Origin of the sequence: Amycolatopsis sp. NPDC049691, assembly GCF_040675005.1 — a bacterium.
Taxonomy (GTDB): Bacteria; Actinomycetota; Actinomycetes; order Mycobacteriales; family Pseudonocardiaceae; genus Amycolatopsis.
Genome location: NZ_JBFANX010000022.1, coordinates 38,540 through 52,164, shown reverse-complemented (window position 1 = coordinate 52,164; position 13,625 = coordinate 38,540). Strand labels below are relative to the sequence as shown.

General features: G+C 70.3%; 15 protein-coding genes and 1 tRNA gene. 8 read left to right on the top strand and 8 right to left on the bottom strand.

The genetic code is table 11. The features are described 5' to 3' along the window. Positions 1-9: 9 nt before the first annotated feature. Complete coding sequence (locus AB0J40_RS37400) at positions 10-948, top strand: patatin family protein (protein WP_364463140.1); 939 nt, start codon at positions 10-12, stop codon at positions 946-948. Here AB0J40_RS37400 and AB0J40_RS37395 read toward each other — a convergent pair. Together AB0J40_RS37395 and AB0J40_RS37390 are read right to left on the bottom strand one after the other, a co-directional pair. Continuing rightward, positions 945-1,787 (bottom strand): SAM-dependent methyltransferase, encoded by an 843-nt coding sequence (locus AB0J40_RS37395; RefSeq protein ID WP_364463138.1) that lies wholly within the window; start codon positions 1,785-1,787, stop codon positions 945-947. The two genes, AB0J40_RS37400 and AB0J40_RS37395, sit on opposite strands and share 4 nt — an antisense overlap. After that, positions 1,784-2,233: a MarR family transcriptional regulator gene (locus AB0J40_RS37390; RefSeq protein WP_364463136.1), complete on the bottom strand. Its 450-nt coding sequence runs from the start codon at positions 2,231-2,233 to the stop codon at positions 1,784-1,786. Before AB0J40_RS37390 ends, AB0J40_RS37395 begins: the two co-directional genes overlap by 4 nt. 149 nt (positions 2,234-2,382) lie before the next feature. Between AB0J40_RS37390 and AB0J40_RS37385 the strand changes: the two genes are divergently transcribed. Further along, positions 2,383-3,345, top strand: coding sequence for an alpha/beta hydrolase (locus AB0J40_RS37385; protein ID WP_364463134.1), 963 nt, complete (start codon positions 2,383-2,385; stop codon positions 3,343-3,345). Positions 3,346-3,491: 146 nt separating this feature from the next. Beyond that, positions 3,492-4,700 (top strand): alpha/beta hydrolase-fold protein, encoded by a 1,209-nt coding sequence (locus tag AB0J40_RS37380; protein ID WP_364463132.1) that lies wholly within the window; start codon positions 3,492-3,494, stop codon positions 4,698-4,700. A 3-nt stretch (positions 4,701-4,703) separates the two neighbouring features. Here the strand turns inward: AB0J40_RS37380 and AB0J40_RS37375 are convergent, their stop codons facing one another. Then, positions 4,704-5,606: a hypothetical protein gene (locus AB0J40_RS37375; RefSeq protein ID WP_364463130.1), complete on the bottom strand. Its 903-nt coding sequence runs from the start codon at positions 5,604-5,606 to the stop codon at positions 4,704-4,706. 190 nt (positions 5,607-5,796) lie between these two features. Here AB0J40_RS37375 and AB0J40_RS37370 point away from each other — a divergent pair, with 190 nt between their 5' ends. After that, complete coding sequence (locus AB0J40_RS37370) at positions 5,797-6,447, top strand: DUF4383 domain-containing protein (protein WP_364463127.1); 651 nt, start codon at positions 5,797-5,799, stop codon at positions 6,445-6,447. Between the two features lie 12 nt (positions 6,448-6,459). Here the strand turns inward: AB0J40_RS37370 and AB0J40_RS37365 are convergent, their stop codons facing one another. Next, on the bottom strand, positions 6,460-7,452 hold the full coding sequence (locus tag AB0J40_RS37365; protein ID WP_364463124.1) for an SCO0930 family lipoprotein: 993 nt from the start codon (positions 7,450-7,452) through the stop codon (positions 6,460-6,462). A 118-nt stretch (positions 7,453-7,570) separates the two neighbouring features. After that, a complete protein-coding gene (locus AB0J40_RS37360) occupies positions 7,571-9,085 on the bottom strand; it encodes a lyase family protein (protein WP_364463121.1) in 1,515 nt (504 codons plus the stop codon). Between the two features lie 68 nt (positions 9,086-9,153). Between AB0J40_RS37360 and AB0J40_RS37355 the strand changes: the two genes are divergently transcribed. Beyond that, on the top strand, positions 9,154-9,783 hold the full coding sequence (locus AB0J40_RS37355; protein ID WP_364463119.1) for a TMEM175 family protein: 630 nt from the start codon (positions 9,154-9,156) through the stop codon (positions 9,781-9,783). Positions 9,784-9,787: 4 nt separating this feature from the next. Here the strand turns inward: AB0J40_RS37355 and AB0J40_RS37350 are convergent, their stop codons facing one another. Then, positions 9,788-10,330, bottom strand: a complete 543-nt coding sequence (locus tag AB0J40_RS37350; protein ID WP_364463116.1) for a DinB family protein — start codon at positions 10,328-10,330, stop codon at positions 9,788-9,790. A gap of 213 nt (positions 10,331-10,543) precedes the next feature. Between AB0J40_RS37350 and AB0J40_RS37345 the strand changes: the two genes are divergently transcribed. After that, positions 10,544-11,386 carry a hypothetical protein gene (locus AB0J40_RS37345; RefSeq protein ID WP_364463114.1) on the top strand — a complete coding sequence of 281 codons (843 nt, stop codon included), beginning with the start codon at positions 10,544-10,546 and terminating at the stop codon, positions 11,384-11,386. Positions 11,387-11,393: 7 nt separating this feature from the next. On the opposite strand, the gene AB0J40_RS37340 is transcribed toward AB0J40_RS37345, so the two are convergent. Further along, positions 11,394-11,930 (bottom strand): AAA family ATPase, encoded by a 537-nt coding sequence (locus tag AB0J40_RS37340; RefSeq protein WP_364463112.1) that lies wholly within the window; start codon positions 11,928-11,930, stop codon positions 11,394-11,396. Between the two features lie 111 nt (positions 11,931-12,041). On the opposite strand from AB0J40_RS37340, the gene AB0J40_RS37335 reads away from it, so the two are divergent. Further along, positions 12,042-12,114, top strand: a tRNA-Lys gene (locus tag AB0J40_RS37335). A gap of 481 nt (positions 12,115-12,595) precedes the next feature. Here the strand turns inward: AB0J40_RS37335 and AB0J40_RS37330 are convergent. After that, on the bottom strand, positions 12,596-13,015 hold the full coding sequence (locus AB0J40_RS37330; protein WP_364463431.1) for a tyrosine-type recombinase/integrase: 420 nt from the start codon (positions 13,013-13,015) through the stop codon (positions 12,596-12,598). 14 nt (positions 13,016-13,029) lie between these two features. Here AB0J40_RS37330 and AB0J40_RS37325 point away from each other — a divergent pair, with 14 nt between their 5' ends. After that, positions 13,030-13,155 carry a hypothetical protein gene (locus AB0J40_RS37325; RefSeq protein WP_364463457.1) on the top strand — a complete coding sequence of 42 codons (126 nt, stop codon included), beginning with the start codon at positions 13,030-13,032 and terminating at the stop codon, positions 13,153-13,155. Positions 13,156-13,625: the final 470 nt, after the last annotated feature.

The window sequence follows — 13,625 nt, the reverse complement described above, 5'->3', positions numbered from 1 at the left end:
ACGACCAGGATGGAAAGCGTGCACCCGGTACTCGAACTGATCTCCGAACGGATGGCGGCGGGCAGTGTCCCGGGAGAACGCACCGACGGCCGGCGGCTCGCGCTCGCCATCGAAGGCGGCAGCAGCCGCGGCACGTACTCCAGCGGCATGGTCCTGGCGCTGGACGAGCTCGGCGTGACACCCGCGTTCGACGCGGTCTACGGCTCGTCGGCGGGCGCGCTGAACGGCGCGTGGCTGCTGTGCGGCCGCTCGTCGACCGGCGTCCGCACGTGGTGGAACCCGGTCGTCATGCGCCGGATCATCAACCCGCTGCACACCCTGCGCGGCCGCGCGGTGATCGACCTCGAGTACCTCGTCCACCAGGTGTATTCGGTGCTGGAGCCGATGGACTTCCCGGCGATCCTGGCCAACCCGGTGACGTTCCACCCCCTGGCCACCGACGCGGACACCGGGGAGTCGACCGACCTGCACCCCTTCCTCGACGACGTCGACGCGATCAAGATCGCGCTCGCGGCGTCGTCGTGCATGCCGGTGCTGGCCGGCCCGCCGATCCCGATGGCGGGCCGCCGGTTCGTCGACGCGGGCGTCGCCGAGCCGATCCCGTACCGGACGGCGCTGGCCCAAGACGCGACCGATGTCCTCGTGCTGCGCACCCGCCGCGCCGACGAGCTGCCGCTGCCGCCGCCGCGCGTGCACGACGTCGTCGTCCCGCGGTTCCTGCGCCGCCAGGCCCCGGGCGCGATCCCGGCGTGGCGCGACACCTACCGCCGCGACGTCGAGGACGAGGAGACCCTGGCGTCGGACCCGCGGATCCTGACCGTCCGGCCACCGGCCGGCTCACCGGACGTGGCGGTGCTGGAGCGCGACCCCGAGGTGCTGCGCAAGGCCGTCGACCTCGGCAAGAGCGCGGTCCTCGACGTGCTGGAAAGCCTGCGCGAAGCCTCCTAGGGCTTGCGCGCGACGCCGCCGATCACCCGCGACTGCGACGGCGATCCGGCGAACACGGTCTGCTCGTCCGGATGCCACGCCGGCGCGTAGACGAGCCCGGGTTCGAGCAGCGGCCAGCCGCCGAAGAAGCGTTCGAACTCGGCCATCGTCCGCAGGAAGCCGGGGTTCGTCGTCGTCTCGTAGTACTCGAGCAGGTCGATCAGCGCCTGCCGCTCGTCCTCGTTGACCGGGTTTTCGTTCGTCATCTGCGACAGCACCAGCAGCGAGCCCGACGGCAGCCGGTCGCGGTAGAACGCCAGCAGCTCGTCCGGGCGCTGCTCGTCCTTGACGAAGTGCATGACCGCGTTGATCACCAGTGCGATCGGCTCGCGCACGTCGATGACGTCGGAGGCGGTGACGCGGTCCCAAAGGTCTTCCGGCTGCAGGAAGTCCGCGGCGATCGCGTGGTGGCGTCCGGGATCGGCGGTGTCGGCGAGCAGCAGCGTCGAGTGGGCGAGCGCGATCGGCTCGTTGTCGATGTAGAGCACGCGCGTGTCGAGCTGGGTACTGGCGTCGTCGGCGACTTCGTGGACGTTGCCCGCGGTCGGCAGGCCGGAGCCGATGTCGACGAACTGGCGGATGCCCTGCCGGACGCACTGCCTGACCGCGCGGCCGAGGAACTGCCGGCTCGTCTTGCAGTACTCGCCCATCAGCGGCAACCGCGCGCGGACCTTCTCGGCGAAGTCGCGGTCGATCGCGTAGTGCGTGGTGCCGCCGATGAAGTAGTCGTAGATCCGCGCCGCGGACGGCCGGTCGAGGCTGGCTTCGACGGCCTTCAGCGCGTCGTCGTGGTTGATCATGCCGGTGCGGTGGCCTCCCGATAGGCGTTCACCGACTCTGTCAGGCGGTCGAGTTCCGCGCGCAACCGGGCCACGCCGGCGTCGTCGAGGCTCATCGCCGTGCCGATCACGTCGGGGATGCCCTCCGCCTTCTCGCGCAACGCCTTCCCGGCGTCGCTCAGGCTGACGCGGACCGAGCGTTCGTCGTCGGCCTGCCGGTTCCGCACCACCAGCCCGGCGGTCTGCAGCCGCTTGAGCAGCGGTGAGAGCGTGCCCGAGTCGAGGTTCAGCTCGGTGCCGAGCTCCTTGACCAGCCGGTGGTCCCGCTCCCAGAGCGCCAGCATGACCAGGTACTGGGGGTAGGTCAGGTCGAGGTCTTCCAGGACGACCCGGTACAGCGACGTCACCGCGCGCGACGCCGCGTACAGCCCGAAGCAGAGCTGGTCGTCCAGCCGCAGCGAAGCCATCGCGTCCTCCTCTCTCGTAACACTCCATGGTTCCCGACATCGGACTGCGCGGCAACTTAAGTGCCCTGCATCTCATTGTGCAACATTCAGTTGTGCACAACTGAGTTGCGAGCTACTTTGGTGACACCAGCCCGACCCAGGAGGACGACATGACCGCCAACCCGCACAACCTGGCCCTCGAACCGGCCGCGCAGGCGTTCGCCGAGGCCACCGACCAGCCGCCGTACCTGTTCCAGCTGCCGCCGGCCGAGGGGCGCAAGGCCGTCGACGGCGTCCAGGACGGCGACGTCGCCATGGCCGACGCGTCGATCGAGGTCATCAAGGTTCCCGGCGGCCCGACCGGCGAGGTCGAGACCCGGATCGTCAAGCCGGCCGGCGTCGAGGGCCCGCTCCCGGTGATCCTCTACATCCACGGCGCCGGCTGGGTGTTCGGCGACTTCCACACCCACCAGCGGCTCGTGCGCGAACTCGCGGCCGGCGTCGGCGCGGCCGTCGTGTTCCCCGAGTACGACCGCTCGCCGGAGGCCCGCTACCCGGTCGCCATCGAGCAGAGCTACGCCGTCGCGAAGTGGGTCGCCTCGAACGGCGCTTCGCAGGGGCTGGACCCTTCGCGCATCGCGATCGCGGGCGACTCCGTCGGCGGGAACATGACCGCGGCGCTGACCATCCTGGCCAAGCAGCGCGGCGACGTCACCTTCAAGCAGCAGGTGCTCTTCTACCCGGTGACCGACGCGAACTTCGACACCGAGTCCTACCACCGGTTCGCCGAGGGCTACTTCCTCGGCCGCGAAGGCATGAAGTGGTTCTGGGACCAGTACACGACGGATCCCGCGCAGCGCGCGGAGATCACGGCGTCGCCGCTGCGCGCGTCGCTCGACGAGCTGGCCGGGCTGCCGCCGGCGCTCGTGATCACCGGCGAGGCGGACGTGCTCCGCGACGAAGGTGAGGCGTACGCGGCGAAGCTGCGTCAGGCCGGTGTGCCGGTCACGGCCGTCCGGTACCAGGGGATCATCCACGACTTCGTGATGGTCAACGCGCTTCGCGAGACCCACGCCGCCGAGGCCGCGATCACCCAGGCCATCACCGTCCTGACCCGCGCTTTGGGGAAATAACTGAGAAATCGCTGAGTGCGGCGCACGTTGCGGACCTATGACGCAACTCACAGGTTCGCAACGTGCGCGCCCGCTCAAACGTGATATATACGCGAGTCCGGGGGGTTCCGGGTGCGCATTCACTGCCCGCCCGGAAGGACCGTCCCATGAACTTGAGCAGCATCCGGCTCGATTCGCCGGTCAACATGATCGTGGTGGTCGTGCTGACGCTGCTCGCGATCATCGCGGTCCCGTGGTTCTGGGACCGCTGGAAGCGCAAGCGGTTGTGGCGCAGCGCCACGATCCTGCTCGCGGTCGTCCTCCTGGTGCTCACGACCGGCATGGCGGGCAACATGATCGGCGGATTCTTCCCGACGGTCGGCTCGCTGCTCGGCACCGGCTCCTACGCCGGTCAGGGAACCGACGCCGAGGCGTCGCAGAACGGCGAAGACCTCGAAAAGCTGCGCGACACGGGGGTGGCGCACGCGAAGGAGGGCAAGGGCACGGTCGTCCACATGAAGGTGACCGGCCGGCGCACCAAGCTGACCCGCGACGTCACGGTCTACCTGCCCCCGCAGTACTTCGACGCCGCGTACAAGGAACTTCGGTTCCCGGCGATCGAGTGGATCCCGAACTACCCGTCCGGCCCCGAGGTCTTCACGAGCGGCTACCACATGCCGGAGCAGCTCGACACGGCGATCGCCCGGCACGCGCTGCCGCCGGCGGTGGTGATCGTCCCGGACCCGACGGGCGTCCCGAAGGTCGGCCACGACACGGAATGCGTCGACGAGGTCAACGGAACGGCCAACGACACCTACCTGACGGCGGACCTGCGCGACTGGGCCCTGCAGAAGCTGGGCGTGTCCGCGAACCGCCGCGCGTGGACGATCGCGGGCTGGTCTTCGGGCGGCTACTGCGCGATGAACCTCGTGACGCGCCACCCCCAGTGGTACGGCCAGGCGGTCAGCGTGAGCGGCTACGACAAGGCCCAGGTCGACGCCGAGACGGAAGACCTGTTCCACGGCCGTCAGGACATCAACGACGCCAACAACGTCCGCGTGAACGTGCGCCTCCACCCGTCGCCGGTGGACATCCTGGCGATCTCGGGGGAGAAGGAGAGCTACGAGAGCTTCGCGATCGACCAGATCCGCGCGGCGGCCCGGCCCCCGCTGCAGATTTCGTCGTGGCGGGTCCGGGACGCGGGCCACAACATGAACACCTTCAAGTCGCAGATCCCGGACGTGCTGGCGTGGATCGGCGCGCACACCTCGGCACCGGCCCCGGCGGGGCGGCAGGCCGAGACCACCGGCGGCGTGCTGCCGTGGCCGCTGCCGCGGTCGGGCGCGCACGGGGCGCTGGCGGACACCGACCAGTAGCGCTCAGCCCAGCAGCGCCGAAACCACCGCCGTCACGCGCTTCGAAGCCGTCGCGTAGCTCACCGACGCCGGGTGCTCGGTCAGCACCACGACGATGTACCGGTCGTCCTCGCCGAGCACACCGGACGTGTGCAGCATCCGCGTCGGGGCGCAGCACGACCAGCCCTGCTTCACCGCCCACGGCCGGCCGCCGGCGGCGTCCGGGATGCCGAAGTACTGCCGGAAGCCGTCCGAGCCCCGCTCGGTCGCGGCGCGCAGCGCGCTCATGATCGCGGCGGGCGCGTGCGCCAGCACGTACTGGTAGATCTTCACCACGTCCTTCGCGGTGATCCGCGTGTCGCCCCACCGTCCGGGATCCGCGGGCGCCCGCGTGCCGCCGAGGCCGATCTTCTTGGCCCACGCCGTCACGATCGCCGGCCCGCCGTAAGCCGACCAGAACCGGCTCGCGAGGTCGTCGTCGCTGCGGGAGAGCATCCGCTGCACGTCCGCCGTGGGACCGCCCCGGTCCAGCACCGTCAGCGCGATCAGCAGCTTCACGAGCGACGCCGAGGTGTACGCGCGGTCCGCGTGGACCGAGAGGGTCGCCGCCCCGCTCTGCCGGTCGAACACGACGGCGCTGACCTCGCCGCCGGCCACCAGCCGGTCCAGCTCGGCGGCGTCCACCTTGGACGGTGGCTGCTCCTTGGCGGATTCCTTGGGCGTTTCCTGCGGCGTTTCCTTGGGTGGCGCCGACGGCGTCGGCGTCGGTTCGGGGCTCGGCCGCGCCGATTCCGACATCGTTGTCACCGCTTCGGTGGCGGCGCTCGCCCGCGGCGGCCGGACCGCCCCGTGACCGATCGTGATCGCCACCGCGCCGATCGCCCCCACGCACAGTCCCACCAGGAAGATGCCGCTCAGCTTGCGCATGTTCCGGATTGCCGGGAGCGCGCTCCGGCGTTCCCCGGATCGGGTGACTTTGTGGGATAGGTCTCGAACCGGCCCGGATCCGGGAACGCTCCGGGGGCCTGCGGGCAAGCGCCGTCGTTTCGCTGCCCGTGTTCGCGGGGTACCTGTGTGCGGTGACGATCGTCACCACACTCTGGGAAGGACTGGAGTCATGACTCACGCGAAAGGCGCACGCATCCGGGTTCGCGGCCTGCAGCCGGCGCAGGTGCTGGCCGGGTTGGCCGGGATCGCGTTCCTCGTCGTCGGCATCATCGGGTTCACCAGGACCGGGGTCGGGAACTTCGCCGGCCACCACGACGCCGGGTTCTGGCGGTTCTCCGGCAACCCGCTCATGAGCCTGGTCCGGGTCGTGACCGGCGTCGTCGGCCTGCTGCTGGCGTTCGGTTCGGGCCGCGCCCGGACGTTCGGCTGGCTGCTGTTCCTCTTCTACGGCGCCCTGTTCGTGTGGGGCCTGATGATCGACGGCCTCATCTCGACCAACCCCTTCGCCAACGCCGGCAACCCGATGGACCTCGGCCGTGCCGACACGTGGCTGCACCTCGGCGTCGCCGCGCTCGGCCTGCTGATCGCCGTCCTGCCGGCCCGCCGCACGATCCTCGTCCCCGAGGACGAGGTGGCCGACGAGCCGACGGTCGCCGACCAGCGCACCGACCGCATTGCTGCCACCGATCGCACCGCCGACACCGACCGCGTGGTGACCTCCGACGAGCGCCCGCGCCGCCGGTCGTTCCTGCGCCGTGACCACGACGAGCGAGGCCCGGAGGTCGCTCGTGAAGAGCGTCCGCCGGGCCTCGCCCACTAGTTCGTTCGTGGCTCAGTAGGTCGTGCCCCCCGAGCCGGAGTTGTTGCTGCTCCCAGCGCCACTGTCAGCCGCCGGAGCCTGGTTGGCGGTGGAGCTGGGGGTGGTACCGACCTTGCAGCCGTTGGGCTCGATGACGAACCAGGTGCCGTTGACGCCCATGCCGTTCGCGTCGCCCGGCTTCAGGTCCTTCGAGAAGGTGTAGACCGGCCAGCCGCCGATGGTGACCTGCTCGGTGCCGTCGGAACGCTTGATGCTGCCGAGGAGCTTCGAGTCGATGCCCTGCAGCTCGACCTTGCCGTTGGAGAGGACCGCCGGCCAGGTCTTGGCGCAGTCGCCGTTGCAGGCGGACGTCTTGGCCTTCTTGGTGTCCTTCGTGAAGAGGTAGAGCGTCATGCCGTTCTGGTCGACGATCGCTTCGCCGAGCCCGTCGATGTTGCTGGCGCTCAGCTTGACGGTGCCGGCTTCGCTCGCGGCCTGGCCGGCCTTGCCGCCCTTGGCGTTGGCCGCGTACCAGGCGCCGCCGACGCCCTGGCCGGTCGCCTCGCCGGCCTTGGTGTCCTTGGCGTAGCGGTAGAGCGCCCACCCGCCGACGGTGATCTGCTCGGTGCCGTCGGAGCGCGTCACCTTCCCGACGAGGTTCTTGTCGATGCCCTGCACCTGAACGTCCCCGGTGGCCAGCACCGGCGGCCAGGCCTTGGCGCAGTCACCGTCGCAATTGGACTTCGGCGGCTTGGCCGTGTCCTTGTCGAACCGGTAGAGGGTCATGCCGTTCTGGTCGGTGATCACCTGCCCGACGCTCGCGACGTCCGCGACGACGAGTTTCGACTCGTTCGACGCCGGGGCGGCGTTCCCGACCTGCCCGTTGGCGAGCTGACCGCCGCCGGTGCCACCGGCCGCTGCGGGGGCGATGACCGGCTGAGCAGTTTCGGCACCCGAGCAAGCGGTGAGCACTGCCAGCCCGGCTGCCGCCGCGGCGACGGAGACGGCGATGCGCGTGCGAAGCATGGAAGTTCTCCTTGTGTCCGTTGGGGTTTCCCGCCGCTCGGTGCGGCTGCCTGATACCCACTACACGGACCCCCGCCGGAGGCGGTTCAAAGAATTTTCGCCGCGGTTCCGCCCCAGGTCAGCAGGCGCCACCCAGCGCCCGGTCGACGAGCGCCCCCGCGGCCCCGGTGTAGGCGGCCGGGTCCAGCAGGGCGTCCAGCGCCGCCGGGGTGAGGACGTCGGTGATGGCGGGCAGCTCGTCGAGCACGTCTCGCAGCGGCCGGTCTTCGCGGACCGCGCGTCGGGACGCCTCGCCGAGCAGCTCCTTGGCCTTCGCCTTGCCGAGCAGCGGCGCGAGGACGGCGGAAAGCCGCTCGGAGACGATCAGCCCGTGCGTCGACGCCACGTTCGCCCGCATCTGTTCGGGCTTCGCGGTGAGCCCGCGCGCGAGTTCGACGGCGGTGTGCGCGGCACCGCCGGTCAGCCGCAGGCATTCACGGATCAGGTGCCATTCGGCGTGCCAGACCCCGGCCGAGCGTTCGTCCTCGGTCAGCATCGACTGCGTGACCCCGGCGGCCAGCACCGGCACCTGCAGCGCCGCCGACCGGATCAGCGTCGCGAGCACGGGGTTCCGCTTGTGCGGCATGGCGGAGGAGCCACCCCGCCCCTCACCGGCGGGCTCGACGACCTCGCCGAGCTCGGTCCGGGTGAGCGTCGCGACGTCGACGGCCAGCTTCCCCAGCGCGCCCGCGGCAAAGGCGAGCGCCCCGGCGAGGTCGGCGACCGGCGTGCGCAGCGAGTGCCACGGCAGCACGGGCGCGGCCAGCCCGGTCTCCTCGGCGAACGCGGCGACGAGCCGTGCGGCGTAGTCGCCGTCGGCGGCGCTGCCACTGCGTGCGTCGACGCGGCTGCCAGTGCCAGTGTCGGCGGGTCCGGTGTCAGCGGCCGCGTCGGGGAGATCCTGGCCCCCGCCCCCGCCCCCGCCCCCGCCCTCCCGCTCGCCCGCCCCGGCGTCGGCCAGGCGGCCGTACTCCACGTACGCCGCCAGCGTCCCGGCCGCGCCGCCCAGCGACACCGGCAGCCCGCCGTCCAGCACGCGCCGGACCCGCGTTGCCGCGTCCAGCACCAGCTGCCGCCAGCCCGCGGCCTTGAGCCCGAACGTCGTGGGCACCGCGTGCGCCGTCAGCGTCCGGCCGGCCATCGTCGTGTCCCGGTGCTCGCGCGCCAGCGCCGCCAGCGCCTCGGCCGTCGCGTCGAGGTCCGCGACCAGCGGCCGGAGCGTCCGATCGGCGACCAGCATCATCGCCGTGTCGAAGATGTCCTGGCTGGTCGAACCGCGGTGTACGTACTCCGCGGCCTCGGGCGCGATCTCGCCGACGGCCGACGTCAGCGCCTTGACCAGCCCGACCACCGGGTTCGCGGTCGCCCGCGACCCTCGCGCCAGCTCGACGACGTCGATCCGCGCGCCGCCCGCCGCCTCCGTGATCGCGTCCGCGGCCTCGGACGGCACCGTCCCGAGCCGCGCCTGCGCCCGCGCGAGCGCCGCCTCGGCGTCGAGCATGGCGCGCAACCAAGCCTCGTCGCCGGTCGACGCTTCGGCCGGCGTACCGGCCCGCACCGGGGACAGGAGTCCGGAATCGGGGTCGACGGTCATGGCGTCAGCATCGCACGCACCCAGCCTCGGCTGCCTTCCCACAGCCGCCTCTGGCAAGCTCACCCGCCATGAGCAGCGCCACACCCGACGCGGACACCGCCGCCGGCGAGACCCGCGGCTTCGCCGCCGAGCGCCTCATCTTCTTCTCGGACGCCGTCGTCGCCATCGCGATCACCCTGCTCGCGCTCGAGCTGCCCCTGCCGGAGGGCCCCACCAGCGCCGAGCTGCTGCGATCACTCGGGCACCATCGTTCCGAATACATCTCCTTCCTGATCAGCTTCGCCGTGATCGGCGGCAACTGGCGCGCCCACCACCGCCTGTTCCACTACGTCACCACCGTGCGCGGCGGGCTCCTGCGGCTCTCCTTCGGCTGGCTGCTGATGATGGTGCTCATGCCCTTCGCCACGAAGGTGCTCGCCGAAGACGGCGGGTTCGAGTTCCGCTTCGTCCTGTACGCGCTCGTGCAGGTCGTCGCGCTCACGCTGTTCGTCGTGATGACCCGGCAAATCCAGCGTCACCGCCTCCACCGCGCGGACACCCCGCCGGAGCTCTTCGGCGAGTTCTACCGCGGGCTCGGCACGATGATCGCCGCCTTCGCCGCCTCGATCCCGGTGGCCTTCTTCACGCACTGGGCCTACGTGTGCTGGATCGTCATCCCGGTCGTGGGCAACCTCCTCATCCGGCTCCGCCGAGCCTGAGCCGTCATTCGCCGGTGGCGCCGTCGATCCGTTCGCGAACCAGGTCGGCTTGGCCGATGTGGCGCGCGTACTCGCCGATCATGCGCAGCATGAGCCACCGCAACGTGAACGGCTCGCCCGTGCTGATCCGCGTCCCGGTCTGGTCCATCGACGCGCCCGCGACGATCTCCCGCGAACGCGCGCATTCGGCGTGCCACAAGGCAAACGCCTCGCCGACGTCACCGTCGAGCGACGTGAAGTCCTGTTCCGGGTCGTCGTCGGAGTAGTAGAGGTTCGGGAGGTCCTCACCCGCGAACTGGATCCGGAACCACCAGCGTTCGACGCCGGTGAGGTGCCGCAGCAGGCCGTGCAGCGTCAACGTCGACGGTGGTACCGAGCGTTCGGACAGCCGCGCCGGGTCCAGGCCTTCGCACTTCATCTCGAAGGTGCGCCGGTAGTAGTCGAGGCTTTCGGTCAGGGCCTGGCGCTCGCCCGCGACCGGCGTCGGGTCGGCCCGCTCGCCGGTCAGGCGGGCCGGGGCGGCCACTGGTGCCGTGTGTTCGGTCATGTGCGGAGCGTGCCACGGGGGTCCGACAATTTTCGGGCCGTCGGTGCGCCCGGTGACCCGGCAACGGCGCGAAAGCCCAGTTCAGACACGGTTTCAAGAACCTGGTAACGAATGCCGGGGTGCGGCGATCTGATCTTCGTCAGCTGCTGCGATCACCCGTCCCCACCCCCGGTCGGAGCGGCACCCCTCGTCCGGAATCAGGAGATCACGACCATGGAGCGAACCGGCCGAAGAACCGCCGTGCTGGCCGCGCTGACCGCAGCGGCCCTCTTCGCGGCTCCCGCCGTCGCGTCCGCGGCGCCGGCCCCCAGCACGATCGACGTCAGCGACACGTCGCTGCACGCCGGCGACACGTTCACGGTCACCGAGCAGCTGTACAACCCGACGGACTTCACGGTCACCGGCGCGAAGGCGGCGGTCTACACCAAGGAAAAGCCGATCGTCGACCTGGTGGACCTGGTCTCCTGCGCCGGCACGATCGGCTGCGACCAGTACCTCAGCAGCTACCGCGGCGGCGTCGGCGACCTGGGCGCGGGCGAGAGCCGGACCGTGACGTTCACCTTCCGCGTGAAGGAGGACGCGGCCGGCCAGTTCACGCTGCAGCACCAGTTCGCGGGCGACAACTACGCGTTCGGCGTCGAAGACGGCCCGGCCGTCACGATCGCGCCGCCCGCGAAGGCCGACGTCAAGGTCGCGCTGACCGCCACCCCGCGCGTCGGCCTGGTCGCGCGCGTCGACTACGTGATCACGGTGTCGAACACCGGCCCGGCGTCCGCGACCGGTGTCCGCGTGACGGCCAACGCCGGATCGGGCCGCACGGTCACGTCCATGACCGGCTGCACCCGCGCGGGAGCGAGCCTGAGCTGCGCGATCGGCACACTGGCACCGGGAGCGTCGGCCACGGCGAAGTTCACGTCGGAGGGCGGCTTCTTCGCGTGGGGCGCGTTCACGGCAACGGCCCAGCGCGCGGCCAGCGCCCCGGCCGACCCGACGGCGGCGAACGACACGGCGTCGAAGAAGTGCACGGCCTACACGGGGCTGTACGTGACCTGCTGAGTCCACATCAGAGCGAGTACGGCGCCGAGCGAGCTCGGCGCCGTACTGCGTTCACGGTCTCGTCGACGGTCTGGTCCGTCGTGTCCATGACGTGCTTCTCGAGCCCACCCAGGTCGGCGAAGGCGCGGTGCATCCCGGTGAGCGGCTCGACGTCGGTGAGTTCCGCGGCATCCCTCGCGGTCCCGCGGGCGAGGGTGACCTCGAGACTGGGCCGCAGGACGACGTAGAAGAGGTCCAGACCGTCCCGTTTCGCGGCGTCGCGGAACGGTTCGAGCGCCCAGGGCCCGACGACCCCGTCGAGGACGACGTCGTAGCCGCCACGGGCATAGCCACAGGCGGCCTCGGCGATCACCCCGAGCACGACATCGTTCTGCCGCGCGGCCTCGGGCAGGTAGGGCGGAACGAACCCGGTCCGGATCCAGACGTAGAAGCTGTCGGTGTGCAGGTGCACGGCAGGCCGCGAGGAGTGTTCGGTGACCAGCCGGGCAACGGTGGACTTACCGGCCCCGGGCGGCCCGGTGAGGATCAGCAGCGAACCGGACATGCAGGCATCATGCGGCCCCGGCGGCGGGAGAACCAGTCTTGACCTTGGCGCCGGCGTCAGCCGGACCCGGCGTGCAGGCGGGTGCGGGGGTGCTGGCTAGACTTGGGGTGCGGGCCGTTAGCTCAATTGGTAGAGCTGCGGACTTTTAATCCGTAGGTTCTGGGTTCGAGCCCCAGGCGGCCCACTACAGTATGCGTCTGACCTGCGGAGACGCTTGATTGATGATCTTTTTGCAGGTCAGGCAAGTCTGTGTGGCCCGTTGTGTGGCCGAGGGTATGGGTTCCGGTGATCGAATGGGCCTGCGAGCGCATGCTGGCAGCGGATGTTCGATCTGGGGGCAGCGGTCGTTCTTCGTTGCTCCTGCGGGGAATCATCGCCGCGGCGATGGACGGGTGACGCTCTCTTGTCCTGGTTTCGCGTCCGTGTTCGCCTGGGCGTGGTGTGTCCGTGGGTGGGCCCGGCGGTACCGGGGCGGTTCGGCACGACGCGCGTAACGGGAGACGCATCGGAGCCCCTCATCCTGTGGCGTCACCCCCGTGCGACTGTTTCCGCAGCTCAGGGTCGATTTTGGTGCGTGGCGAAGGGGAGGAACCTGCGGACTTACCGTCCGAGGGTCAGGTTTCTGGCATTAGCTGGCACTGGGCGACACTTGGCGCCACTGCCCGCTACGCGTCGGCAGTGGATCGGGAGCCGGGCCCGGCGCAGACGGCCGGAGGGTGCGGCGAAGAGGGATGCGCCGATCTTCTCAGCGGCCTGGTGGCGAGCGCCGGGTAGAGCGAGACGTAGTAGTCGGCGGTGAAGGACATTGAGGCGTGTCCGAGCATATCCTGCACGCTCTTGAGGTCGTTGCCGGCGGCCAGCGACAGCAAGGCTGCGCCATGTCGGAGATCGTGCAGCCGGATCGGTGGCGGTGTCGTGCGCTCGACCAGCCGGTCCTCGAACTCGTGGGTGAACAGGTCGCGTCGGCATGGCATCCCCATAGGGGTGGAGAACAGGTACCGCTCTCCGTCTGCTCCTGCAGGCAGTCCGGCTCGAGCCGTGAGGTGGCGTCGCACCAGGCTGGCGGTGACGTGGTCAAGAGCGATGGTCCGTGTGCTGTGTGACGGCTCTTCAGCTTCCCGACGTCTTCCTGCTCTTCGGGGTCGGGTCGGGTGATGACGAACAGTTCGGTGTGTCGCAGGTCCACGTCGACCTCGCGCAAGGCAGCGGCTTCGCCGCGGCGTAGGCCGGTGACAGCCACGCAGTGGTAGTAGAGGTAGGGCTTGTGCTCGGCAATGGCGGTCAGGATCTCGATCGTCTGCTCTCGAGTCGACACGCACACAGATGGCCGTCCGCTATCTTCGAGGGCGCGGTTTCCAGCAGTTTGATGGTTGCCGGATCGTCCGCGTTATAAGGGACGGAACCGGTTGCCCGCGGCCCGTCCATTCGACTCCAACTGCATTTCGTGGCAGCGGGACCTGTTGCTGCCGGTGATCATGCCGGATGCCGGCGACGTCGCGGAAGCGGACCTGAATGGCCTCCAGGCGGGTTCTGCGGAACTCGGCAGCGATCTGGGAGCCATCGCGCCACTGGCTCTGGCCAACTGGTGGTACACGGCTCGGCCTCCGGCTGCTGCTCACCGAGTTCGCCCAGGTCTCGGTACCGAGCGCCGTGATCATCGAGCATGCTGGCGCCCCCTTTGGCGAATCGCATACT